The 24,249-nt window shown below is 63.2% G+C and carries 20 protein-coding genes; 8 read left to right on the plus strand and 12 right to left on the minus strand.

Features of this window, described 5'->3' with window-relative positions; translation table 11 throughout:
• Nucleotides 1-367 precede the first annotated feature (367 nt).
• The 5 genes from E8Q40_RS02525 (at nt 368) to E8Q40_RS02545 (ending at nt 6,592) form a co-directional block, all read left to right on the plus strand.
• Complete coding sequence (locus E8Q40_RS02525; RefSeq protein ID WP_137042907.1) at nt 368-3,679, plus strand: helicase-related protein; 3,312 nt, start codon at nt 368-370, stop codon at nt 3,677-3,679.
• Between the two features lie 37 nt (nt 3,680-3,716).
• Complete coding sequence (locus E8Q40_RS02530; RefSeq protein ID WP_370455225.1) at nt 3,717-4,010, plus strand: RNA-binding S4 domain-containing protein; 294 nt, start codon at nt 3,717-3,719, stop codon at nt 4,008-4,010.
• A 56-nt stretch (nt 4,011-4,066) separates the two neighbouring features.
• Nucleotides 4,067-4,405, plus strand: a complete 339-nt coding sequence (gene fdxA / locus E8Q40_RS02535; RefSeq protein WP_137042908.1) for a ferredoxin FdxA — start codon at nt 4,067-4,069, stop codon at nt 4,403-4,405.
• A 370-nt stretch (nt 4,406-4,775) separates the two neighbouring features.
• On the plus strand, nt 4,776-5,498 hold the full coding sequence (locus tag E8Q40_RS02540) for a CarD family transcriptional regulator (RefSeq protein ID WP_137042909.1): 723 nt from the start codon (nt 4,776-4,778) through the stop codon (nt 5,496-5,498).
• A 257-nt stretch (nt 5,499-5,755) separates the two neighbouring features.
• Nucleotides 5,756-6,592 (plus strand): hypothetical protein, encoded by an 837-nt coding sequence (locus E8Q40_RS02545; protein WP_246662988.1) that lies wholly within the window; start codon nt 5,756-5,758, stop codon nt 6,590-6,592.
• Nucleotides 6,593-6,642: 50 nt separating this feature from the next.
• On the opposite strand, the gene E8Q40_RS02550 is transcribed toward E8Q40_RS02545, so the two are convergent.
• From E8Q40_RS02550 to E8Q40_RS02565, 4 genes are all read right to left on the minus strand, one after another.
• On the minus strand, nt 6,643-8,064 hold the full coding sequence (locus E8Q40_RS02550) for a DUF4041 domain-containing protein (RefSeq protein ID WP_205995653.1): 1,422 nt from the start codon (nt 8,062-8,064) through the stop codon (nt 6,643-6,645).
• 97 nt (nt 8,065-8,161) lie between these two features.
• Nucleotides 8,162-9,805 (minus strand): ABC transporter permease subunit, encoded by a 1,644-nt coding sequence (locus E8Q40_RS02555; RefSeq protein ID WP_137042910.1) that lies wholly within the window; start codon nt 9,803-9,805, stop codon nt 8,162-8,164.
• A 17-nt stretch (nt 9,806-9,822) separates the two neighbouring features.
• On the minus strand, nt 9,823-10,833 hold the full coding sequence (locus E8Q40_RS02560) for an ABC transporter ATP-binding protein (protein WP_137042911.1): 1,011 nt from the start codon (nt 10,831-10,833) through the stop codon (nt 9,823-9,825).
• A gap of 26 nt (nt 10,834-10,859) precedes the next feature.
• Nucleotides 10,860-11,861 carry an ABC transporter substrate-binding protein gene (locus E8Q40_RS02565; protein WP_137042912.1) on the minus strand — a complete coding sequence of 334 codons (1,002 nt, stop codon included), beginning with the start codon at nt 11,859-11,861 and terminating at the stop codon, nt 10,860-10,862.
• A gap of 170 nt (nt 11,862-12,031) precedes the next feature.
• On the opposite strand from E8Q40_RS02565, the gene E8Q40_RS02570 reads away from it, so the two are divergent.
• Both E8Q40_RS02570 and E8Q40_RS02575 read left to right on the plus strand, forming a co-directional pair.
• Nucleotides 12,032-12,901 (plus strand): DUF2066 domain-containing protein, encoded by an 870-nt coding sequence (locus tag E8Q40_RS02570; protein WP_168197721.1) that lies wholly within the window; start codon nt 12,032-12,034, stop codon nt 12,899-12,901.
• A 176-nt stretch (nt 12,902-13,077) separates the two neighbouring features.
• The gene (locus E8Q40_RS02575; protein ID WP_137042914.1) at nt 13,078-14,040 is read left to right on the plus strand and encodes a VOC family protein; all 963 of its coding nucleotides are present in this window, start codon (nt 13,078-13,080) and stop codon (nt 14,038-14,040) included.
• A gap of 108 nt (nt 14,041-14,148) precedes the next feature.
• On the opposite strand, the gene E8Q40_RS02580 is transcribed toward E8Q40_RS02575, so the two are convergent.
• From E8Q40_RS02580 to E8Q40_RS02615, 8 genes are all read right to left on the minus strand, one after another.
• Nucleotides 14,149-15,636 carry a M48 family metalloprotease gene (locus tag E8Q40_RS02580; RefSeq protein WP_137042915.1) on the minus strand — a complete coding sequence of 496 codons (1,488 nt, stop codon included), beginning with the start codon at nt 15,634-15,636 and terminating at the stop codon, nt 14,149-14,151.
• A gap of 3 nt (nt 15,637-15,639) precedes the next feature.
• The gene (locus tag E8Q40_RS02585) at nt 15,640-16,380 is read right to left on the minus strand and encodes a thermonuclease family protein (RefSeq protein ID WP_137042916.1); all 741 of its coding nucleotides are present in this window, start codon (nt 16,378-16,380) and stop codon (nt 15,640-15,642) included.
• 46 nt (nt 16,381-16,426) lie between these two features.
• The gene (locus tag E8Q40_RS02590) at nt 16,427-18,136 is read right to left on the minus strand and encodes an IlvD/Edd family dehydratase (RefSeq protein ID WP_137042917.1); all 1,710 of its coding nucleotides are present in this window, start codon (nt 18,134-18,136) and stop codon (nt 16,427-16,429) included.
• A 26-nt stretch (nt 18,137-18,162) separates the two neighbouring features.
• On the minus strand, nt 18,163-19,473 hold the full coding sequence (locus E8Q40_RS02595; RefSeq protein WP_137046556.1) for a TRAP transporter large permease: 1,311 nt from the start codon (nt 19,471-19,473) through the stop codon (nt 18,163-18,165).
• 26 nt (nt 19,474-19,499) lie between these two features.
• Nucleotides 19,500-20,051, minus strand: a complete 552-nt coding sequence (locus E8Q40_RS02600) for a TRAP transporter small permease (protein ID WP_137042918.1) — start codon at nt 20,049-20,051, stop codon at nt 19,500-19,502.
• Between the two features lie 57 nt (nt 20,052-20,108).
• A complete protein-coding gene (locus tag E8Q40_RS02605; RefSeq protein WP_137042919.1) occupies nt 20,109-21,107 on the minus strand; it encodes a TRAP transporter substrate-binding protein in 999 nt (332 codons plus the stop codon).
• A gap of 167 nt (nt 21,108-21,274) precedes the next feature.
• Nucleotides 21,275-21,976, minus strand: a complete 702-nt coding sequence (locus E8Q40_RS02610; RefSeq protein WP_137042920.1) for a GntR family transcriptional regulator — start codon at nt 21,974-21,976, stop codon at nt 21,275-21,277.
• Between the two features lie 87 nt (nt 21,977-22,063).
• On the minus strand, nt 22,064-23,119 hold the full coding sequence (locus tag E8Q40_RS02615; protein ID WP_205995769.1) for a dipeptidase: 1,056 nt from the start codon (nt 23,117-23,119) through the stop codon (nt 22,064-22,066).
• 138 nt (nt 23,120-23,257) lie between these two features.
• Between E8Q40_RS02615 and E8Q40_RS02620 the strand changes: the two genes are divergently transcribed.
• Nucleotides 23,258-24,226 (plus strand): c-type cytochrome, encoded by a 969-nt coding sequence (locus tag E8Q40_RS02620; protein ID WP_137042922.1) that lies wholly within the window; start codon nt 23,258-23,260, stop codon nt 24,224-24,226.
• Nucleotides 24,227-24,249 lie beyond the last annotated feature (23 nt).

Raw genomic sequence — 24,249 nt, forward strand, 5'->3', positions numbered from 1 at the left:
GACTCGTTCCGGCCTTTAAAACCGGGCTCTTCTAACTGTTGCAGGATGAGACAGATCGCTTGGCGTGACGGTTCCGGCGCTTGCAGCGAAACGAGACAGGCGAGCCGTCTCGTTAAGATTTGAATTGTTTTTTCGCTCTAGTCGGCGGCGACGGCAAACCCTATCTAGTGGCTACCGCATGACTGCCACCGACATGTCGCCGTGAACGAACCCGCATTCGACTGTTTTCAGTGATTCGGACGGTGTTCGTTCCAGCGCTGTTCCAAAGCTTAACGGTGGCGCCTTTTAGGGCTCGCATGAAGATGCGATGTGATAGATGACCTTGCGGCCTCGCCTCCCTTGAGGCGATGACGCGTCTGGACGAGTAATGACGATTTCCTTCTCTCCGCAGGCCAAATGCCAGCCGCACGCACGCGGTTCAGGTGTGACGGCGGTTCTCGGTCCCACCAATACCGGTAAGACCCATCTCGCCATCGAGCGGATGCTCGCGCATTCCTCCGGCGTGATCGGCCTGCCGCTGCGGCTTCTGGCGCGCGAGGTCTACAACAAGGTCGTGGCCAAGGCCGGCGAAGCCTCCGTCGCGCTCATCACCGGTGAAGAGAAGATCAAGCCGCCGAAGGCGCGATACTGGGTCTCGACCGTCGAGGCGATGCCGCGCGATCTCGACGTCGCTTTTCTCGCGGTCGACGAAATCCAGCTCGGGGCCGATTTCGAGCGCGGCCACGTTTTCACCGATCGCATCCTCAACATGCGCGCCCGCGAGGAAACGCTCATCCTCGGCGCAGCGACCATGCGCGGCATCGTGGAGCGGCTGCTGCCCGGCGCCAATATCGTGTCGCGGCCGCGACTTTCGATGCTCACTTATGCGGGCGAAAAGAAGATCACGCGGCTGCCGACGCGATCGGCCATTGTCGCCTTTTCCGCGGCGGAAGTTTACGCGATCGCCGAACTGATCCGCCGCCAGCGTGGCGGTGCGGCCGTTGTGCTCGGTGCGCTATCGCCACGCACCCGCAATGCCCAGGTCGCGATGTACCAATCAGGCGATGTGGATTATCTCGTCGCTACCGATGCGATTGGAATGGGTCTCAATCTCGACGTCGACCACGTCGCATTTGCCTCCGACCGTAAGTTCGACGGTTACCAGTTCCGCAAACTCAACCCGTCCGAACTCGGGCAGATTGCCGGCCGTGCCGGCCGCGCCACCCGTGACGGCACTTTCGGCACGACGGGGCGCTGCGACCCGTTCGACCAGGAATTGGTGCATGCGCTGGAAAGTCACACCTTCGAGCCGGTGCGGATGCTGCAATGGCGCAATTCCGCGCTCGATTTCGCCTCGATCGGCGCGCTGCAGGCATCGCTGTCGATGCCGCCGCAGGAGCAGGGTCTGACACGCGCGCCCACCGGCGAAGACATTCTGGTGCTGGAACACGCCGGCCGCGATGACGACGTGAAGGCGCTGGCGCGCAGCGCGGCGGCGATCGAGCGGCTTTGGGACGTCTGTCAGGTCCCGGACTATCGCAAGATCGCGCCGGCGACCCATGCCGAATTGGCCGTGACCCTCTATGGTTTCTTGATGCGAGAGGGTAACATCCCTACAGATTGGTTCGCCCGTCAGCTCGCTCTGGCCGATCGGACCGACGGCGACATCGACACCCTCTCCAACCGGATCGCGCATGTCAGGACCTGGACTTACGTTGCCAATCGGCCGGATTGGCTTGCCGACCCTGAGCATTGGCAGGGTGTCACCCGCGCGATCGAAGACAAATTGTCGGACGCTTTGCACGAGCGTCTGGCAGAACGCTTCGTGGACCGCCGCACCAGCGTCTTGATGCGGAGGCTGCGAGAAAACGCGATGCTCGAAACACAAATCGGAAAAACCGGCGAAGTCACTGTCGAGGGCCATGTCATCGGCCGTCTCGACGGCTTTATGTTCGCACCTGACGCTTCGGCCGCCGGCTCGGAAGCCAAGGCGCTCAATGCCGCCGCGCAGAAAGTGCTCGCCGTCGAGATCGAAGCGCGGGCCACCAAGCTGTCTCAGGCCTCCAGCGATCAGGTCGTGCTCGCCAATGACGGCGTTTTGCGCTGGACCGGCGAATTGGTCGGCAAGCTCGTGGCGGGCGATGACACGCTGCGTCCGCGCGTGCGCATCATTGCCGACGAGCATTTGACGGGCCCGGCGCGCGAACTGGTGCAGAATCGCCTCGACCTCTGGATCAAAAACCACATCGAGAAGCTGCTCGCGCCGTTGTTCTCGCTGTCGGCGGCGGAAGATATCACCGGCGTTGCCCGCGGCATCGCGTTCCAGCTCGTCGAGGCGCTCGGCGTGCTCGAACGGCAGAAGGTCGCCGAGGAAGTGAAGGGGCTCGATCAGCCCTCGCGCGCCACCTTGCGCAAATACGGCGTGCGCTTCGGCGCCTATCACATCTACCTGCCGCTGCTGCTCAAGCCGGCGCCGCGATCGCTGGCGACGCAGCTTTGGGCTTTGAAGCACGAGGCGCCGGACGCCAAGGGCGTCACCGAGCTACTGCACCTCGCCGCGTCCGGCCGCACCTCGATTCCGGTCGACAAGGAAACGCCGAAGGCGCTGTACCGGACTTCCGGCTACCGCATCTGCGGCGAGCGTGCGGTGCGCGTCGATATCCTGGAGCGGCTTGCCGATCTCATCCGCCCGGCGTTGTCGTGGCGCGAGGGCATGACGCCCAAGCCCGACGGCGCTTTCGACGGCCGCGGCTTCGTTATCACCGGCGCCATGACCTCGCTGACCGGTGCCTCTGGCGAGGACTTCGCTTCGATCCTGCGCTCGCTCGGCTATCGCATGGATCGCAAGCCGAAACCGCCGGAAGCCAAGCCGGTGGAGGAAGCGAAGCCAGCCGAACCGACCACGGAAGCTGCCGCCACAGAAAGCACGGCCTCGGAAACATCGGCCGAATCTGCGGCCGAACCTGGCGCTGAGACGACAGAGACCTCGTCGCTGTCGCTGCTGCCGGATGCCGAACTGTTGCCGACGGCTCCTGACGTCAGCGCCGAACCTGTCGCGGCTGCCGCGCCGGACGTCGGCGGCGAGGTGGCGAATATTGCGGAAGCCGCCGAGGCATCTCCGCCGATCGCCGGCGACGGCATGACAGAGACCGAAGCCGCTGCGCCGCAGGCTGCGCCAGCGGCCGAGCAAAAGGCCGAACCGGAAACCATCGAGGTCTGGCGGCCGGGCGGACATGGCGGCGGCGAACGCCGACAGCATCATCGTCCGCGTCGCGGCCAGCGTCCGCCGCAGGCGGCCGCCACGGCTGAGGGAGCGCCCGCGCCGGATGCCGCTGCTGTATCCGCGCCGGCCGACCAGAGCGGTGTGCGCTACAATGAACAGCGCCGCGAACCGCGGCAGGGCCCTGACCGCAACGAGCGTCGTCAGCGCATGGAGCGGCAATCCCAAGGCTTTGCGAAGGGTTTCGGTGGCAAGCCATCGGACAACAAGCGCGATCAGGGCCGGCCTGGCGAAGGCCGAGATGGTCAATCGCGCGGCCCGCGCCGCGGCCGTGAGCGCGACCAGGTCGATCGCGCCGACCGCGACAAGTATTACGCTCGTCCTGGCGGCGGCTCGGGTGGCCGTGACAAGGCCCCGGATCCGAACTCGCCCTTTGCCAAGCTCGCCGCGCTCAAGCAGCAGCTTGAAAGCAAGGACTAGGGCCCCCGTGGCGCATGGCGCTGCCGGACAGGAGGCCGTGTCCGAGCGGCAGCGCATCGATAAATGGCTATGGCATGCGCGCATGGTGCGTACCCGCAGCGATGCCGCCCGGCTGGTCGACGCCGGCCATACCCGCGTCAACGGCCAGCGCGTCACGGCGCCGGCACACCTTTTGCGGTCCGGCGATGTCGTGACGCTGGCCCTCGATCGTTCGGTGCGCGTGATCGAGGTTGTGGGCTTTTGCGAGCGGCGCGGGGCGGCGCGCGATGCGGCGGTGACCTACCGGACGCTGGAAAATAACGCCGGATACCGGCCTCAAGGGGCTGCTTGAAGTGTATGTAGGCTTGCGATAGCAAGCCGGCGTGCCGCCGCCCCGGAGTGGTTTGAATGACTTATGTCGTCACCGAAAACTGCATCAAGTGCAAGTATATGGACTGCGTCGAAGTCTGTCCGGTGGACTGCTTCTACGAAGGCGACAACATGCTCGTCATCCACCCGGACGAATGCATCGACTGCGGCGTCTGCGAGCCGGAATGCCCGGCTGAAGCAATCAAGCCGGACACCGAACCGGGGCTGGAAAAGTTCCTGGAACTCAATGCCGAATACGCCAAAAGCTGGCCGAATATTACCGTGAAGCGCGATCCGCCCGCCGACGCCAAGGAATGGGACGGCGTGGCAGACAAGCTCGAGAAGCATTTTTCGCCGAAGCCGGGCGAGGGCGACTGATCGGCCGTCTTTCGCTGCGATTTGGGTCGCGGACGGCGCGCGCGGTTCCTCACGCGTAGCCGGAACCTTGCCGGCCCGCCGACAGTTTTCCAGCCGACACTGGTACCGGCGTTAACCGAACCGCCAACAGGCACCGCAATGGCGGTCTTATTGCGGTTTTGTAACGTCATAAGGCTTTGATTTTGGCCAAAAATGTGCTATATAAGCTGAAATCCCAATGAATATGAACAATCACCGCACACGGATCGGCTCCCTCTGTACGGGAGCATTATTTTTCGCGGGTTCCCCAAGGTTCCATAGAGGGCGTGCGATCCACGCGTGAGCTGTGGCTGGTAAATCGCGTCAAAAGTCCAAGAAAGGGTCCTCCGGTATGAGCCGGAAGCCGAAAAAACCCGCCGAACCCCGGCGGAAACCGCCTGCCGCCCGGGCTACGCCCCGTGCCGCGGCACCCGCAGCCAAAGTGGCCGGCGCCCGCAAGGTCGCCGGTGAAGGAGCAATGCCCGGAATGTCGACTGCCCCCAATAAGAAGACCACTCAGCGTCAAGGCTTCAAGACCAACGAATTTATCGTCTATCCGGCCCACGGCGTGGGCCAGATCATGGCGATCGAGGAGCAGGAAATCGCCGGCGCCAAGCTGGAACTGTTCGTCATCAACTTCATCAAGGACAAGATGACCCTTCGCGTGCCGACCGCGAAGATCGTCTCGGTCGGCATGCGCAAGCTCGCCGAGCCGCCGCTGGTGAAGAAGGCGCTCGAGACCCTCAAGGGCCGCGCCCGCGTCAAGCGCACCATGTGGTCGCGCCGCGCGCAGGAGTACGAAGCCAAGATCAACTCGGGTGACATCGTTGCCATCGCCGAGGTTGTCCGCGATCTGTATCGCTCGGACACCCAGCCGGAGCAGTCCTACTCCGAACGGCAGCTCTACGAAGCGGCGCTCGACCGCCTGTCGCGCGAAATCGCGGCCGTGCAGAAAGTGACCGAGACCGAAGCGGTCAAGGAGATCGAAGGCGCACTCGCCAAGGGGCCGCGCCGCGGTCCCAAGCCCGCCGAAGAGGCCGGCACCGACGACGCCGCCGAGGAAGAGGCCGCCTGAAAGGATGAGGACTGAGGCGGAATGCCTCTAGCCCTCAGACAAGACGGACGAGATATTCAAACCAAGAAGCCCGGCAGCGATGCCGGGCTTTTTCATTGCCGCGCGACAGTGCGCGCCGACTTCAAGCTTGCGTCATGACAATTTGGGCGTGATGAACGACTATCCAGTTGGTCGGCGATTCGTCGGATCGTAATCGCCGGCCGCGTCTGTTCATCTCGCGTACCCCCGCAAGCCGCACGACGCCGGAATTGGAATTCATGCCCGTATCGGACTCGCCTTCTCCGTCCAACGACAACGCCGCACAGCGCAACAATAACATCCAGCTTTTCATCGCCACGCCCTGCTTCGGCGGCATGGTGACGACCGGCTACATGTCGTCGATCATGATGCTGATGCAGCTCGCGCAGCAGCACGGCATCTCGGTTGGGATCAATATGCTCGGTCGCGACTCGCTCATCACGCGCTCGCGCAATACTCTGGTGTCGCACTTCCTGAGCACGGAGGAGGCGACCCACCTGATGTTTATCGACGCCGATATCGCTTTCGACCCCGAACTGGTCCTGCGCATGCTGGCCTTCGACGAGGACGTGGTCGGCGGCATGTATCCGGCCAAGGCGCTCAACTGGCAGCCGTCGGCGAATATTGTGGGCCGCGAGCCGATGAACACCGCGACGCTGCAATATGTTGGCAAGTTTTGCGAGGGCGACGAGCTCGAGCGGCGCGGTCCTTTCGCCACCGGGGTCTATTGCGCCACCGGCTTCATGATGATCAAGCGCCGGGTGATCGAGCAGCTGATCGAGGCGCATCCGGAATGCATGTACACTTCGGATCACGTCTATTCGCCGGGTCAGGGCGGGCGGCACTATTACGCGCTGTTCGAGTGCATGATCGATCCCGAGACCCGCGAATATCTCAGCGAGGATTTCGGCTTCTGCCGCATGTGGCGAAACCTCGGCGGCAAGATTTGGCTCGACGTCGAGGGCTCGCTCACTCACACCGGGCCGCACGACTTCATCGGCATGCCGGCCTTGCGCTTCGGCGCCAGTGAGCCGGAAGAAGCCGCGGCGCCGATTAGTCTGGTTGCAAATCTTTAGACGGGTGATGCGACCTCGACGCGGCTCTGTTATCGCCGGCTTTAATTTTATCAAAGCCGGGAGGGCTCCAGTTGAACGGTGATGCTTTGCCGATACTCAAGTGCTTCGGGCAGCTCCTGAAATTGCAGCAATTCGCCGGCAAGCTGGCTTAGATGAGACTTTACCTGTGCAGGGGTCGCGCGAAAGAACTCGCGGCGCCGGTTCACGACATTTACGCGGACATTCTCAAGTCTGTCGTGCAATGCTCCTTCGATTCCGACCGCATCTTTCGAGAAAAACAATGCGTGTACATCAAAATTAAATGGGACAGACGCGTCACTCAACTCTTTAATCCTGTCCATGGGGTCCAGTCGCCGCGTCATGCCGACCTTTACTATGTTCTCACCGAATGACCCGATGTTCGAAATCAAGTAGACATATCCTGCTCGAATGTTGGCCGCGCGGAAATCAACGGCCTTTAAACTGTTGTCTATCTCGGACAGCTGCTCGCGAACTCTCTCAGCTGCTTCGCTGTCGCCTTTCTGCTCCAAGACAGCCAGTGCATTGGCATAATGCTGACGTTCTTTGTCTAGGCGCGCTCGTTCCCGTTCAATCTCCTGTTGCACCTTCCTCTCCTCCCGGAGGCGCTCGCGATCTAAGCGTTCGGCCTCTTTCTCTTCCGCCTGCTTCTGAAGGAAATCAGCGGTCAGCTCGAGTTCTTGTGCGCGGACTAGATAATAGAGTGGAGAAATCTTGATTTGCATCGTTTTCCCGAGGCGCTCAATCGTTTCGGATACTTTCTTGAGTCGATCCAATGCGGCATCGAGTTTGTATGGCTTGAGTCCTCTTACGAGATTGTCAGCTTCCGCGTTAAATGCGCGCAACATAAGTTTTGAGAAGTCGCGCACCATTGCGCGGCCCTCGGTAACCGATCCGTTCACCGTCCACGTAGTGATTGATTGGACGGCGGCACCGTCCTTGCGCGCCATCGACCGAATCTGATCGTCAATACGATCTAATGCGGCCTTATATGAAACTGCATCAGTCAATGGGTGCCGGTACTTATAGATGCCGACTTCTTGAAGGAGCGCCTCGTCGGACGAGGCTACGATTGCATGGCGCGCGGCAGCGATTTCGTCATTGAGTGCCTTGAGCTTAGCCTCTGCCGTGCTCCGTTCTTGTGCGAACGATAGGGCTTCTTCGGCAGCCTTTTTCTGAGCTTCCTTGCGCTTCTGCTCGATCTCGACGACGGATAACGCGCCAAGTGTTTCGAGTTTTTCGAAAAGGATTTCGCGTTGGGCACGCAATATCTTGACCTCGTGCACAATTCGAAGGGACATGTCACCTATTCGTTTCAGTTGAGCCTTTGTCCTCTCAAGCTCCGCCTCCGATTCAATTAGGTCGTTGGAAAGTTGGCGAGCCACCTTGCCGGCGCCGAACCAGGGAATCCGCTTTTTCGGAGAGATAGACTGCTCGTCCACAGGCTGTGTCATGCCGCCTCGAAGAGTTGCTCGAAACCGAACAACTGTACCGCGTGGCGCAGTCGACGCAATGTATGGTTGTAAAGATAATGGGTTCAGGGGCAGGTTTTCAGCCCTGCGCCCTGCGGCCGACCAATGCCAGCAGGAGCCGCAGCAAGATCGAGGCGGCGATCACCACGCCCATGGTGCAGGTCGCATAGGCGGCGGCCTGCGAGGTGAAGCCGGCTTCGTCGAGCCGCATGATCGACACCGAGGCGACGCTGACGGAGGCGGTGATCAGGAAGATGACCGCCGACAAGGTCACCATCGACTGCATGAACAGCAGGAAGAACACCGAAATGATGGTCGGCGCCATATGCGGCGCCACCACGTCGCGCATGACGCGCGGCAGGCTGGCGCCAAGGCAGGCCGCGGTTTCCTGCAGCGAGGCCGGTACCAGGCGCAGGCCGGTCATGGTGGTGAGGAAACCCTGGGTCCAGTAATGGAAGATGTTGCACAGCGCGATCAGCATCGCCGTGCCATAGAGAAAATACAGCGGCGTGTTCGGTACGTTGAAGGCGAAGATATAGGACAGGCCGAGCACCAGCCCCGGAACCGCCGCCGGCAGCATGCATAAGAAATAGATCGGCTTGACCAAAGCGCGCGGCATGCGTTGCAATGCGACGCCGAGCGCGAAGATCAGCGCCGTGCCAATGAGGCCGGCCCAGAACGAGATATAGACGGTGGTCCAGAGCGGGTCGTAGCCGCCGGCGACCTTGACGGCGTAGTGGCGCAAGGTCAGGTCGAAGCGGTAGGGCCACAGCCAGACGAAGCTGCCGAACACGACGACGCCAACGGTTACGACTGGAATTAACGCCACCAGCCAGGCGGCCAGCGTCATCGGCACGTCGCGCCGGGGCGTGAATCGCGGCACGATCGGCACCGCGGAGTCGCTGCCGCTGCCGAATTGACGCTGCGAAGCGACGCGCTCGAGATAGAAGGCCAGCACGGTCGGGAACAGCAGCATGATGCCGACGACAGCGCCGAGATTGAAATTCATCTGGCCGACGACCTGGTTGTAGATTTCGGTGGCCAGGATCGAATAGTCGCCGCCGATGGTCGCGGCATTGCCGAAATCGGTGATGGTGACGGTGAAGGCCACGAAGCCGGCGCTCAGCAAGCCGAACTTGATATTCGGCAAGGTTATGTCGCGAAATTGCCGCCAGCCCGAGGTGCCGAGGATCTCCGCCGCTTCGTAGATGCGGGCGTCGGCGCTCCGCAGTGCCGCGCTGATAATCAGAATGGCCTGCGGCAGGCTGTAAAGTCCGTTGGCGATGACGAGACCCCAGAAGCCGTAGATGTTGATCTCGATGCCGGAGGCCTTGGTCAACAGGCCGTTGCGACCGAGCAGGAAGATGAGGCCGAGGCCTTGCACCAGCGACGGCATCAGCAGCGGCAGCGACACCGCGGCCATGATCAATGCGCTGCCGGGGATGCGGCAACGGTGGAGGGCAAAGGACACGACGAGGCCAAGCACCAACACCAGCGCCGTCGTCGTGCCGCTCATCGCCAGGCTGTGCCAGGTGGCGCGCCAGAAGTTCGGCGAACTCAAGATCGCCGCGAAATTGCCGAGGCCGATGCTGCCATCGGGCTGCGTGATGCTGCGCACCACCACCATGCTCAGCGGGTAGAGAAAGAATACGACGAGGCAAGCAAGCGGCGCGATCAGGCAGACCGCGACGAACAGCCGGTCGCGGTCGGCGACCCTGACCATTGTTCTGGCCAATGCGCTCACGAGTTGGCGACCCAGGCGTGCTTGTTGGCCGCAAAGCCGATCGTGACCTCGGCGCCGGGCTGCAATGCAGTCTCGCCGGGTTGTTCGGCGATCAATTCGCCGCCCGGCCAGTCGAGCACGAGGCGGGAAATGTTGCCAAGAAATTGAACCGAGGCGACGCGGGCGTCGGCGCCTTGGGGGCCGTCGGCGCCGACGATGACGTCTTCCGGGCGCACGCAGGCGATGTCGCCGTCGCCGCTGCGGCGATCGGCGAGCAAGGCCGGCGCGTAGCGTTCGGCGGTTTTCAGGTCGATGAGATTGCTCACGCCCATGAAGTCGGCAACGAAACGGCTTGCCGGATGGTGGTAAAGCTCCTGCGCCGTGCCGACCTGCGCGATGCGGCCCTTCTGCATGCAGACGATGCGATCGGCGAGCGACATCGCCTCTTCCTGATCGTGCGTGACCATGATGGTCAGAATGCCAAGGCGGCGCTGCAATGCGCGAATTTCGGCGCGCAGTTCGACGCGCACCTTGGCGTCGAGCGCCGACAGCGGCTCGTCCAGCAGCAGCAGCTTCGGTTCGACGGCGACAGCGCGGGCGAGCGCGACACGCTGCTGCTGGCCGCCGGAAAGCTGCCAGGGATAGCGATCGGCGAGATGCGGTAACTGGGTCAATTCCAGGAGCTCGGCAACGCGGGCCGCAATTTTCGCCGGCGCGACGCCGCGAATGCGCAGGCCATAGCCGACATTGGCCGCGACCGTCATGTTGGGAAACAGCGAATAGGCCTGGAAGACGATGCCGAAGCCGCGCTCGCGCGCCGGAACGGCCGACAGGTCGGCGCCGTCGAGCATGATGCGGCCTTCATCCGGCGTTGTCAGGCCCGCGATCAGCCGCAGCAGGGTGGTCTTGCCGCAACCGGAGGGGCCGAGCAGGCAAACGAACTCCGGCGCCTCAACGCTCAGCGAAATGTTTTCGAGGGCGAATACGCCCTCGAAATGCTTGCCGAGTCCTTCGAGATCGAGCCTCATCGCGGGCCGGCTTGGCGGCAGCCGCCTTAGCGGCCGATCTCCTTTTGCCAGCGCTCGAGAATGGCCGCGCGCTGGGCTGCCGATTTGGCAAAGTCGATCGGCAGCAGCACCTTGGTCACATCGGCCGGCAATCCGGCCTTTTCCGATGCGGCGGCGGGCTTGATGCCGGGGATCGTGACGATCTCTTTGTACTTGCCGTAGATGGCGGCCGCTTCCGGCGACAAGGTCCAGTCGAGGAATTTCTCGGCATCGGCTTTGTTCTTCGACGATGCCATCAACGCCGAGGCTTCGAGCTCGAAACCGGCACCGGAAGCCGGGATCACCATGGTGAGCGGGAAGCCTTCCTGGATCGACTGGATGGCGGCAAACGCGAGCGACGTGCCGACGGCGAATTCACCGGCGCGCGCCGCTTTGCACGGACGCGACCCGGACTTGATGTATTGCGCGACATTGGCGTCGAGGTCTTTGAGGAATTTCCAGCCCTTCTCGTCGCCCATCTTCTGCAGGATGCCGACGATCTGCAGATAGCCGGTGCCCGAGGAGACCGGGTTCGGCATCACAACCTCACCCTTGAATTTGGGATCGAGCAGATCGGTCCAGTCCTTCGGCGTCGGCAATCCCTTGGCCTTGATGCGCTCATTGTTGACGCAGAATGCCGCCATGTAACCGGTCGCGGCGAACCACTTGTCGTCGGCGGCGCGATACGGCGCAGCGAGCTTGTCGGCGCCTTTCGCCTTGTAAGGCGCGACCAGAGCGAGCACGCGCGGGTCCATCATGTTGGTGACGGCCCAGCCCCAGATCACGTCGTGCTGCGGGTTGGAGGCTTCGGCGAGAATGCGGGCGCCGAGGTCACCCGTGGACAGGCGCAGCACCTTGAGGTCGATGCCGGGCAGTGCCTTTTTGGCGGCCGCGACGTATTCGGCAATCTCGTCCTCTTCCAGAGCGGTGTAGGCGGTCACCGTGCCGGCCTGAGCGGCGGTGGTCCCCAACAACAGCGAGACAATGCAGGCTTTCCAGAAACTGCGCATCGGAGCCCCCAAGACTGTTATAAAAACGTCATAAAGCATCGCACCACGGATGGAACTTGTCCATGTGGTCCCGCGAAGTCCCGAGCCCGACGATCCGGGAAGCGGGCTCATTCCTCCCGGGCAACCTGGGGTATGCTGAGCGGTGGGAACGGCTGAAGAAGGAGGTGCCTTTGCGCGGGATTTTCAATCCGGCCGCGCTTGTCACGGCAAGGGCCGCCGCGGTTCTCGTGGCTTTGACGGGCACCGTCCTTGCCGCGGAAACCAAGCCGCCGCCGCCGGTTGCCATCGAGGACATCTATACGACGCAGGCCGTGGTGACCGGCAAAGACGAGCGCAACCGGCCGCTCGGCTTCAGGCTGTGCTTCGAAGACGTGCTGATAAAGGCTTCAGGCGACGCCACCATTCTCGGTGCGCGCGGGGTGCCGGCGCTGGTCGCGAAAGCCGCCGACTATATCGACAGCTTCTCCTATTTCGATCGCCTGCACGGGCGGGACATTCATGACGAACAGGGCAGCTACGACCGGCCGCACTTTCTGACCTGCCACTTCAATCCGGGCAAGATCGACAAGGCACTGGCCTCGCTCGGCCGCAAGACATGGAAGGGCAAGCGCCCGATCCTGACCATGATCGTCACGGTCCATGGCCCGAGCTTTGGCCGCAAGCTCAACGGCGTTCTTGCGGCCGATGGCGATTTCGATCCCGACATGCGCGAGGCGCTCAGCAACGCCGTGCAACGCTTTGGCCTGCAGGTGGTGCTACCGGCGACGGAGCCGCTGCGCGCCGCCGGTATCACGCCGAAGACGCCGGTCAAGGCGATCAGGACCAGAGCGGAGCAATTGACGTCGCTCGCGGGCGGCGACCTGCCGCTGATCGGCGATCTGAGCTGGAGCGACCAGGCGCATGGCTGGATCGTGACCTGGCAGATCGAGGCGCAGGGCCGTGCCTTCACCTGGTCGGCGCGCGGCATCAATTACGACGAAGCCTTTCGCGTGGCCGTGCGCGGTGCAATGCGCGCGCTGTCCGGCAACGGGCGGCCATAGCGCAGGATGGGCAGTTATTGGACGCAGTGGGCAGGACGGATCGACCTGATTTGGCGAGGTTCCTGATCATAAGTCGGTATCGGAGCGATCATTAAGCTATCGGTCGGGCAGTTGCCTCTCTATGGGCGGGAGGTATGATGCGGCACAAGAGAACAATAAACCCCAGGGAGACTGCGATGACGGCCATTGGCGGCTATGTCGCGCCGACCGCCAGCTCTGACGAGTTCGGCATCCACTCGCTCGACCAGTTCGTTCTCGCCGTTCCGGACGTGAACGCGGCCGACGAGTTCTATACGAATTTCGGCCTCAACATGGTGCGCAAGGGCAATACCTTGCAGCTCAAGACCTTCGGTCATGACCACGCCTGGGGCTCGGTGGTCGAAGGCAAGACCAAAGCGCTGCACCATCTCTCATTCGGCTGCTACGCCGAAGATATCGACCGCCTCAAGAAGCGCATCGAGGGCCAGGGCATCAAGCTGATCGACCCGCCGCCGGGCTTCGAGTCGAACGGCTTCTGGTTTCGCAACCACGAAGGCATCCTGATGGAAGTGAAGGTGGCGCCGAAGGTGTCGCCGGACCAGAAAGCCGTCAGCGAATGGGTCACCGTTGGTCACGGCCAGGCGGCGGCGACGACGCGCGCCGCCGCGCCGCTGGTGCGGCCGCGACGGCTGTCGCATGTGCTGATCTTCACGTCCGACGTGTTGAAGTCGATCGAGTTCTACGAACGCACGCTCGGCCTGCGGCTGTCGGACCGCGCCTCCGATCTGGTCGCCTTCATGCATGGCATCCACGGCAGCGATCATCACCTGCTGGCACTGGTGAAGTCATCGGCGCCGGGTTTCCACCATTGCTCGTGGGACATGGCGTCGATCAACGACATTGGCCTCGGCGCGGCGCGCATGCACGACAAGGGCTACCAGAAGGGCTGGGGCCTTGGCCGTCACGTGCTCGGATCGAACTACTTCCACTACATCATGGATCCGTGGGGCTCGTTCGCCGAATATTCCTGCGACATCGACTACATCTCGAAGGAAGATCGTTGGCCGTCCGCCGATCACAAGCCGGAGGATTCGTTCTATTTGTGGGGTCCCGAGGTGCCGCGCGAATTCACGATCAACCGCGAGGCGGGCGAAGCGTAACTTGCTCCCGTCATCCCCGCGAAAGCGGGGATCCAGCTCTTCTTCTAATTAGCTTCTAGTCGGGAAGCGCTGGGTCCTCCGCTTTCGCGGAGGACGACGGAGGGTGTGTTACTCCATCACCAGCTTCACTTTCTCGCCCGGCTTGAGCTTGTCGTTCGCCGAGAAGCCGTTGAGCAGCAGGAAGCGGGCGAGCTTGTGGTCGCTCGCCATGCGGTCGGCGAGCTTGTCGATGGTGTCGCCGGGTTTCACCGTGACGACGCGGATATGCAGCGGCTTCACGCCGGCGCTTTCCTTCAGGCTCATGCGGCGGAAAGTCGAGACCGATTCGCGGAAGGCACGGTCGTTCTCCGCCGTCAGGCTGCGCGCCGCGAAGATGAAGCGATAGACATCGCTGCCGAAGCGCACCGCGAACAGCCGGAACGACCAGCGTTCGCCTTTCGCCGCCGCGGTGGCGGCCTGGAACCCGTTGACGGTGAACTCCTCGGCGCTCGACGGATCGACATTGTCGATCCAACCCGACTTCAGATAATCGCTCAGGCGCTGCTCCGCCGGCACGCTGACGACGTCGAGCCGCAGCGCTTCGTCGCCGCCGTCCTTGAGGCCGAGCACGGCCTGCGCGGTGTTGTCGAGCGAGAAGCGGTCCGGCGCGACGAAGGTGAAGCCGAGCTTGGGATGCAGGAAACGTCGGCCGCGGGCGAAGCCTTCGCTCGGGTCTTCGCCATAGACCATCCCGTCAATGGCGGCGAGGTAGGCGTCGCGATCGCGCGTGCCGTTGCCCGGTCCGCCGACCTGGCGCGCATTGGCGAGCGCGTTCTTGACGCGCTCCGGCGTTGCCGGATGGCTCGACATGAAGTCGACGACCTGAGGATCGACGTTCTCGGTCTTGCGGCCGTTCTTGAGATCGGCATTGCGCTGCATCGCGGTGAGGAAGCGCGCGGCGCCGAAGCTGTCGAAGCCGGCACGTGAGGAAATGCCGACACCGATGCCGTCGGCCTCGAATTCCTGGGCGCGAGAGAAGCTCGCAAGCGTCAGCTTCGACTTGGCCAGCGCCAGGGCGCCCATGTTCGGATCGCTCAGCACTTCGCTGACCACCTGGCTGACCAGCGCGTTCTGGCGCGCCTGCTCTTCGCGGATCGCGGCATGGCGCGCGATCACATGGCCCATCTCGTGCGCCAGCACCGAGGCGAGTTCGGCCTTGTCGGCAGCGAGCGCGATCAGACCGCGCGAGATATAGAGATTGCCGTTCGGCAGAGCGAAGGCGTTGATCGCCGGAGAGTTGAGCATCGTGACCTGATATTTCAGGTCCGGCCTCTCCGATGCCGCGACCAGCTTCGCTACGGTCTGTTCGATGTCGGCTTGTAGCCGCGGGTTCTCGTAGACACCGCCATAGGAGGCGAGGATGCGGGCATTCTCGCGCACCGTTGCCGTCGGCGGCGCCTCGCGCTCGATGGTGCGCGGGATCGGTAGCGAGACCTGGCGCGGCGTGCTCGGCGCTTGCGTGCAGCCGGCCAGCACGGCCAGCGACAGCGGCACGGCAAGCCAGAGACGCCGCGTGCGCGGCCTCCGCATACTCGATTGGCTCACCGTGTTACGCATGTTCTAGTCAATCAACTCGATCTGTTCGGGCACGGTCACGTCGATGACCGGGCCGCTGCGCCGCTCGACAATGCCGCGCACCCGGATGCGGCGGCGCTCCAGCATTTTCGGCTCAACCCCGGCGGCTGTGAAATTACGCGCCTCCCGTTTCGGGATAGTGACTGCGAGGTCCCGCGTCCAGCGCCGCCCGAAATTGACATAAATAGTGGCCCCGCTCTCGCGAACCGACAAGACTTGGCCCTCAACCAGGGCGAATTGCCCCAATTCGGCGGCCAACTTGGTTAAATTTTGGGAACTCAAAGGGGCGAAATTGGGGTCGGCCCACAGTCCGAGCCGGTCGGCGCGGGCGGCGCGCTCCGCTGCGAGAAGGAACTCGGAGCAGGCCCTGGAACCGGTGCGGGCCGCCACGCGGGCCCATCCGGCTTTGACGAGGGCGACTTGCAGAAGTTCCACGCTATCGCCAGCGGCGGCGAAGGCGACGACGCGGCCATAGCGGTCGTCGGCTACGCGTTCGAGGCGGACGCTGTGGCCCGCAATGAGCGCGCGCAGCGCGGCGCCGTCGGGCGGCGCCTCGATGCCGGCAAGGCGGATCTCGCGGCCATCGGCCAGCACGAGCGTGCGGCCGTCGCGGACCGCCGTGACCACGCTGCTGCCGGCCGGAGTGCCTTTGCACGGCGGCTCGGCGTGCGCCGGGAGAACGGTCGCGACAATCGCGGCGAATACAGACAAGGCGCGCGCCATCATGCGGCCATTGTCGGAAGGGCCGCGTCGCGCCGTCAATGTTTATAAATCAGGTTTTGCTGCCGGGCCGCGCCAGAAAGTCGAAGTCGCAGCCTTCGTCGGCCTGCTGGACGTGGTCGCGGTAGAGTTTGGCATAGCCGCGCTGCGCCACTTCGGGCACCGGAGGCGCCTGCCAGGCGGCTTGGCGCTTCGTCATTTCGGTGTCGTCGATCAGCACATCGATACGCCGCGCCTTGACGTCGAGGCGGATGCGATCGCCGGTCTTGACCAGCGCGAGCGGACCGCCGGTTGCCGCTTCCGGGCTGATATGCAGCACGATGGTGCCGAAGGCGGTGCCGCTCATGCGCGCATCGGAAATACGCACCATGTCCTTGACGCCCTGCTGCGCCAGTTTTTTCGGGATCGGGATATAGCCGGCTTCCGGCATGCCCGGCGCACCGATCGGGCCGGCATTGCGCATGACCAGGACGTCTTCGGCTGTGACGTCGAGCGCTGGATCGTCGATACGCGCCGTCATGTCGGCGACTGAATCGAACACGACAGCGCGGCCTTCGTGCTGCATCAAATTGGCCGCCGCCGCGCCCTGCTTGAGCACGGCGCCGCGCGGCGCGAGATTGCCGCGCAGCACGACGAGGCCGCCTTCGCTCTTCAGCGGCGCAGTGCGCGGACGGATCACGGTCTGTCCCGGCACATCCTCGAAATCCTTGATGGCTTCGCCCAGCGTGCCGCCGGCAACGTGCCTGGCATCGAGCGCCAGAAGGTCCTTCAGTTCCTGCATCAGGCGCGGCACGCCGCCGGCCTGATGGAAGTGCTCCATATAATGCTGGCCGGTCGGTTTGAGATCGACCAGCACCGGGGTGGTGCGGCCGACGTCGTCGTAGGTCTCGAGCGCGATCGGGTTTTTGGTGCGGCCGGCAATGGCCGAGAGATGCACCACGCCGTTGGTCGAGCCCCCGATCGCCTGCAGCATGACGATGGCATTGCGGAACGCGGCCTCGGTCAGGATGTCGGACGGCTTCGGCCCGGCGCCCTTGGCCATCTCGGCGGCGCGCTTGCCGGTGGCTTCGGCGATGCGGACGCGGTCGGCGTAGGTCGCGGGCACCGAAGCGCTGCCCGGCAGCGACAGGCCGAGCGCTTCCATCATGCAGGCGATCGTCGAGGCGGTGCCCATCACGCCGCAGGTGCCGACCGACGGCACCAGCCGCTCATTGGCGCGCTCGATGTCCTCGCCGCTCATGCGCTCGCCGCGGAATTCGCCCCAGAGCCGGCGGCAGTCGGTGCAGGCCCCGAGTTGCTCGCCCTTGAAATGGCCGACCAGCATCGGCCCGGTCGGCAGGACAATGGCTGGTTTGTCGGCGCTGGCGGCGCCCATCACCTGCGCGGGGATGGTCTTGTCGCAGCCGCCGATCAGCACGACCGAATCCACGGGGAGGGCGCGGATCATCTCCTCAGTGTCCATCGCCATCAGGTTGCGCAGGAACATCGAGGTCGGATAAGCGAAGCTCTCGTGGATCGATACGGTGGGGAACACCATCGGCATGGCGCCGGCCAGCATGACGCCGCGCTTCACCGCTTCGATGAGCTGCGGCACGTTGCCGTGGCAGGGGTTGAAGTCGGAATAAGTATCGGTGATGCCGACGATGGGGCGATCGAGGGCGTCGTCCGAATAGCCCATGCCTTTGATGAAGGCCTTGCGCAGGAACAGCGAAAACGCAGTGTCGCCGTAGCTGGTCAGGCCTTGTCGTAGTCCATTACTCATTCACGCCGTCCATTACGTCGCGCATTCTAGGGGCAGATCCAGCCTTCGCCGCTCGGATTGCGGAAGCAGCCGACCGACTGGGGCAGAAGATGTTTGGGCAGCCATAGCACGATTTCCGGGAAGTAGATGGCGAAAGCGATCGCGGCAAAAAAGATGAGGTAGATCGGGAAGGACGCCACCATGGCGCGCGAAAACTTCACATTGACGAACTTGGCGGCCATCAGCAGGCATAGGCCATAAGGCGGGGTGATGAGGCCGAAAGCCAGCGTGGTGATGATCACGACACCCATGTGGACGGCATTGATGTCCGCGCTCTTGGTCAACTCCAGGATCAGCGGCATGAAGATGATGATGGCCGGCACGGCGTCGATGAAGTCGCCGACGATGATGAAGAGTCCGACCAGCATCAGCATCATCAACTGCGGATCGTTGCCGGCGTAATACGCGATCCAGTCGGAGACCACAGCAGGCCCGCGCAGATAGGCGAGCATCCAGCCGAAGGCCGAGGCGGCGCCAATGGTGATCAGCGGGATCGAGTACAGAAGTCCTGTGAGTGCGAAATCGCGCGGCAGATGTGGAAAATGCTTCGGATTAAGCAGTGGGATAACAACGACCAGGATGTAAGCGACGGCGATGATGCCCGCTTCGCTCGGCGTGAACCAGCCAGTCAGGATGCCGCCCATGATGATGATCGGAATCATCATCGGCACTGCGGCTCGCTTGGAGGCATCGGTGAACTGCGCAAAGGTCGCGCGCTTGTGCTTCATGCCGATCGGGCCGAAGAAGTGGCTGTAGATCATCAGACCGATGCCGATGAACACGCCAGGCGCGACGCCGCCCAGGAAAAGTCCGCCGATCGAAACATTGCCGGTGGCACCGTAGACCACGGCCATGATGCTCGGCGGGATCAGGTTGGCCATCGTCGCCGCCGAGGCGATCAAGGCCGCTGTGAAGGCTTTGTTGTAGCCTTCGCGCGCCATTTCCGGTGCGATGGAGCGGCTCAACACCGCGACGTCGGCGGCCGACGAACCCGAAATGCCGGCAAAGAACATGCTGAACAAGGTGACGACCTGGGCAAGGCCGCCGCGGAAATGCCCGACCAGCGTTTGCGACAGGATGATCATGCGCTGGGTGACGTTGGCGGACGTCATCAGGTCGCCGACCAGGAGGAAGAACGGGATCGCCATCAGCGCTTCGACGTCCATGCCGTTGAAGATCTGGGCGATCATCGAGGCGTGGCTGACCGGCGTGAACGCGGTGATGATCAACACCGCGCCGATCAGTGCGAAGGCGACCGGCACGCCCATATAGCCGAGAAACAGGAACAGAAATCCCATCAGCAGGATAAGGAAGCCGTTGGTGGTCACAGCGACTGCCTTCTTTCTTCCTCGGCGCCGCTCGGGTCGGCGAAGCCGTTCCTGAAGCCATTGACCATCTGCTCGATGGTGAACAAGGCGACGAATGCGCCGCTGATCGGAATCGCCGCATAGAGCGTGGCGAGCGGCGTCATCGACGGCATGCGCAGGCTTTTGAAGCCGTCGAGGAAGTTCAGATAGCCGTAATAGATCATGGCGAAGGCGACGCCCAGCACGCAGACCCGGTTGAACATCTCGAAGAACAACCGCGAACCGCCGCTCATCGATTCGGCCAGGACGGCGAGATAGAGGTGGTCGTTACGGCGCGTCGCCGCCGCGACGCCGATAAAGATACCGTAGATGAAGAACGTCATCGTGGCTTCCTGCACCCACAGCCAGGGCCGGCCGATGGCGCGCGTGACGACGTCGCAGAACACCAGGAAGCTGAAGGCGGCGATGCAGATGCCGCACAGGATTATCAGGCCCTGCTCGAGCGGGTCGAGCATGCGCCATTTGAGGTGGCGCTGGTCTTGGATGACGAGGCTGTCAAAGCGCGGCATGGCTGGCTTTCGGCAGGAGAAGCGGCGGGAGCTGTAGGGTGGCTCCCGCCTCGGCGCTTACTGGATGGTGCGGACCAGCTCGAGCACCTTGACCGCGTTGGGGCCGAGATCCTTGGCGAGCTTGTCCTGGATCGGCTTGCTGATCTGGGCAAAGCCGGACTTGTCGACTTTGCTGACGACTTTCACGCCCATCTTCTGGAGCTTGGCGAGGGCTTCATGCTCGAGCTTGAAGGCGGCAGCTGGTTCGTTCTTGGAGATTTCATCGGCCGCGGCCTGCACCCACTTTTTCTGTTCGTCGGTGAGGCTCTTCCACGCCTTGTCGCTGACGAACAGCGCAGCGTTGTTGGCTTCGTGCTCGGTGAGCGACAAAACCGGCGCCGGCTCGTAATGCTTGTTGACGAGGTAGTTGTTGATGCCGTTCTCGGCCATGTCGACGACACCTGTCTGCAACGAGGTGTAGACTTCGCCGAATGGCATGTGCACGACCTGCGCGCCATAGGCCGGGAACAAAGTGTCCTCGGTCACAGTCGCCTGCACGCGCATCTTGATGCCCTTGATATCGGCGACCTTCTCGACCGGCTTCTTGCCGTACATGTGGCGCAGTCCCTGCGAGCCCAGCGCGATCATGTGCGCGCCCTTGATCTTGGCGGCGTAGAGCTCGCGCATCGCGGCGATCACCTTGGCGTCGCCGAGCACTTTGATGGCGTGCGCCTCGTCGCGGAAGATGAAATGGATCGAGAACACGCCCGACTCCGGCTGCGCGGTCGAGGCGTTGGCGGTCGACAGCATCACGAAGTCGATGTCGCCGGTCTGCACCTTCTGCATGGTCTGCGCTTCGGTGCCGAGCTGCGCGCTCGGATACTGGTTGATCGACATCGTGCCCTTGCTCAGCTCCTGCAGCTTCTTGTCGAACAGCGCGGCGCCGATGCCGTAGCCGCTCTGCTTGGGCTGATCGTAGGCGAATGAGAATTCACGCTTCTGCGCCGACGCCGGCGTGGCCAGGACGGCCGTTGCGGCAAGCAATATGGCAAGTGTCGACAATTTGCGGATGAGCATCGGACTCCCTCCCTGAGAGTGTTTGAAGACGCCTTTGGACGAAGGCTTTTTCTTTGAATTGTGCCGTGATGCCAGCAAGATTGTCAACAATTCGACGCGGAATAGGCGCGCTGCAGCGCAAAATTGCCCTCGCGAAGGAAAGATTGTCAACAATCTTGGGTGTGGGACTATTCGGCCGCCGGCTTGTGCGATGCGATCTCGGCGGCCTCGCGCAGCCGGCCGAGATACTTCTCCTTGTTCGGCCGCAGATGCTGCACGCACAATTCGGCCAGTGCCCAGTTGTCGCGGCCCTTGAGCTGCTCGATCATCAGTTCGTGCTGCTTGCGCGAAGCCTCGAGCGCCTTCGGGTCGGAGAAGGTCACGGTGCGGATCACGTAAGTCAGGTCCATGTACTGCTTGACCAAGGCCAGCAGGTGGCTGTTGCTGCACAGCGCGAAGATGGCGAGGTGAAAGCGGTCGTTGCAGGCGTGGATGCCGCGCAGGTCGCCGGCCTTCACGCAAGATGCGTAATCGCGCTGGATCTCGGCGATGCGTGCGACATTGTCCGGCTCGGCGGGCAGGCGGATGCGCAAGGCGGCCTGGCGCTGGATCATTTCGCGCACGTCGTAGATCTCCTCCACCTCGGCAATGGTGAAGGCGCGCACCGCGGCACCGACATTGCGGGTGTGAACCAGGATGCCTTTCTTCTCGAGCCGGGCGAAGGCGAGGCGGATGAAGTGACGCGAATGGCCGAAGCGCTCGAGCAGCGCCTCCTCGCGCAGCCGCTCGCCCGGTTTGAGGCGGCCGAAGATGATGTCGCTTTCCAGCGCTTCGGCAATCTCTTCGTCCGGGGTGCGCTTGTGCTGCGGGCTTGCGGCGTCGCCGATCATCGCTGACCTTGTCGTCCGGCGCGGAGGCGGCCGGACCCGGCCAAAATCATAGATGCATAAACCGGAATGCGGCAACCCGTGGGCTTTTCAGCCGATGGTTCGCTCCAGCAGCTTGAGCCAGTTTTCGCAGGCGATCTTGGCCATCAGTGCCTCGGAATAACCCTTGGCCCGCAGCGCCTCGAACAGCACAGGCAGCCCGGCCGCCGAGCCGATGGCCTGCGGTACCATGGCGCCGTCGAAGTCGGAGCCGAGGCCGACATGATCTTCGCCCAGCTTCTCGAGCAGGTAATCGAGATGCTGCACCATCAGCGCGACATCGGTATCTCCGCGCATCTGGCCGTCGGGCCGCAGGAAGCCGGTGGCGAAGTTCAGTCCGACCATGCCGCCGGTGTCGCGAATGGCGGCAAGCTGTTTGTCGGTAAGGTTGCGCGGCGACGGACACAGCGCGTGGACATTGGAATGCGTCGCGACCAGCGGCGCCTTCGACAATCGCGCCACGTCCCAGAAGCCTTTTTCGTTGATATGCGACAGGTCGATCAGGATCTTCAGCTCATCGCAGACGCGGACAAGGTCCTCGCCGGCGGTGGTGAGGCCGTCGCCGGTGTCCGGGCTCGAGGGAAACTGGAACGGTACGCCATGGCCGAAGATATTGGGTCGGCTCCACACCGGTCCGAGCGAACGCAGGCCCGCGGCATAGAGCACGTCGAGGAAGTGGAGCTTGTCGTCGATGGCGTCGGCGCCTTCGATGTGCGGCACGGCGGCGAGCGCGCCGCGCGCCATGGCGGCCCTGATCTCGGCGACGTTGCGGCAGATCGCGACCGCGCCTTGCGAGGCGCGTTCGACCTTCACCAGCATCGCCAGTTCGCCGACGATCGAGGCCCGCGCTTCGTCCATCGGCAAAGGCGGCGGCAGGGGCCGGGAAAATGCGCCGGTCGACGGCTCGGTCGTATTGGCCGCGCGGGGCGAGGGCGAGTAGAGCGCGAACAGGCCACCGGCAAAACCGCCCGCCTTCGCTTTCTTCAGGTCGATATGGCCGGCCTCCTCGCCCTGCAGGAAGTCGGCGACCGGGTCTTTCGAGGTGGATTTATAGAGCCGCAGCAGGACGTCGTTGTGACCGTCGAAAACGGGGATGGGAGAAGACATCATTTTTTGCCTGAACTACACCAGAATCGGCGCACCCTAGCACGGCCCGGGTGGGTGGCGCCGGCGCAGTCGGAGGCTTCGACTTGACCGGCGATGTTTTCGCCCGGAAAGTCGGGCTTACAAAGCGGGCGAGCGACCATGGGACCGAAAATTCGGCGAAGCGGGCTTGCGGTTTTCGTTATGCTGCTCGGCTTTACCGGCGTAGCCAACGGTCAGACTATCTGGACGGTGCCGGAGGTCGGTGCACTGCCGCGCGATGACGCCGGCATGCGGATACGCGAAGGCCGCGATCTCATCACGGCCACCTATGCGCATATCGGGCCGAACGTTCAGGATTCCGCCAAGCGTTATGCCGGCAACAATCTCGCCTGCACCAATTGTCACCTCCAGGCCGGCACGAAGAAATTCGGCCTGCCGCTGTTCGGTCTGTTCGGACAGTTTCCGCAATATTCGGCCCGCTCGGGCGCCGACATCAGCATCGAGGATCGCATCAACTCCTGCATGACGCGCAGCATGAACGGACGCGTCATGCCGGATGACGCGCCCGAGATGCGCGCCATCGTCGCTTACATCAAATTCCTGAGCACCGGCGTACCCGGCCGCGAGCAGTTGCCGGGCATGGGCACCGGAAAAATGCCGGAATTATCGCGTGCCGCCGATCCCAAACGCGGCAAGGTCATCTACGCGCGTGTCTGCGCCGAATGCCATAACACCGACGGCTCCGGCATTCGCATTGGATCGCCAAAAGATGCGCTGGGCTACATGGTGCCGCCTCTATGGGGCGCCGATAGCTTTAACGACGGCGCCGGAATGGCTCGGCTGGTCACCTTCGCCAACTTCGTGCATTTCAACATGCCGCACGGGGTTGATTATCTCAACGCGCGGCTGACGTCGGCGCAGTCATGGGACGTCGCGGCCTATGTCGTGTCGCAACCACGGCCCAAGCGCGAAGGACTGGACAAGGACTTTCCGGATTTGCTCGCCAAGCCGGTCGATGCGCCGTTCGGTCCCTATGCCGACGGCTTCAGCGCCGCGCAGCACAAATACGGACCCTTTGCGCCGATCCGGGCGGCGATCGCGAAACTCAAACGCGCCCGGCAGCCATAGCCTGGGGCGCAAGGGCCCGCTTT

It is taken from the genome of Pseudolabrys sp. FHR47 (assembly GCF_005153485.1).
Lineage (GTDB): Bacteria > Pseudomonadota > Alphaproteobacteria > Rhizobiales > Xanthobacteraceae > Pseudolabrys.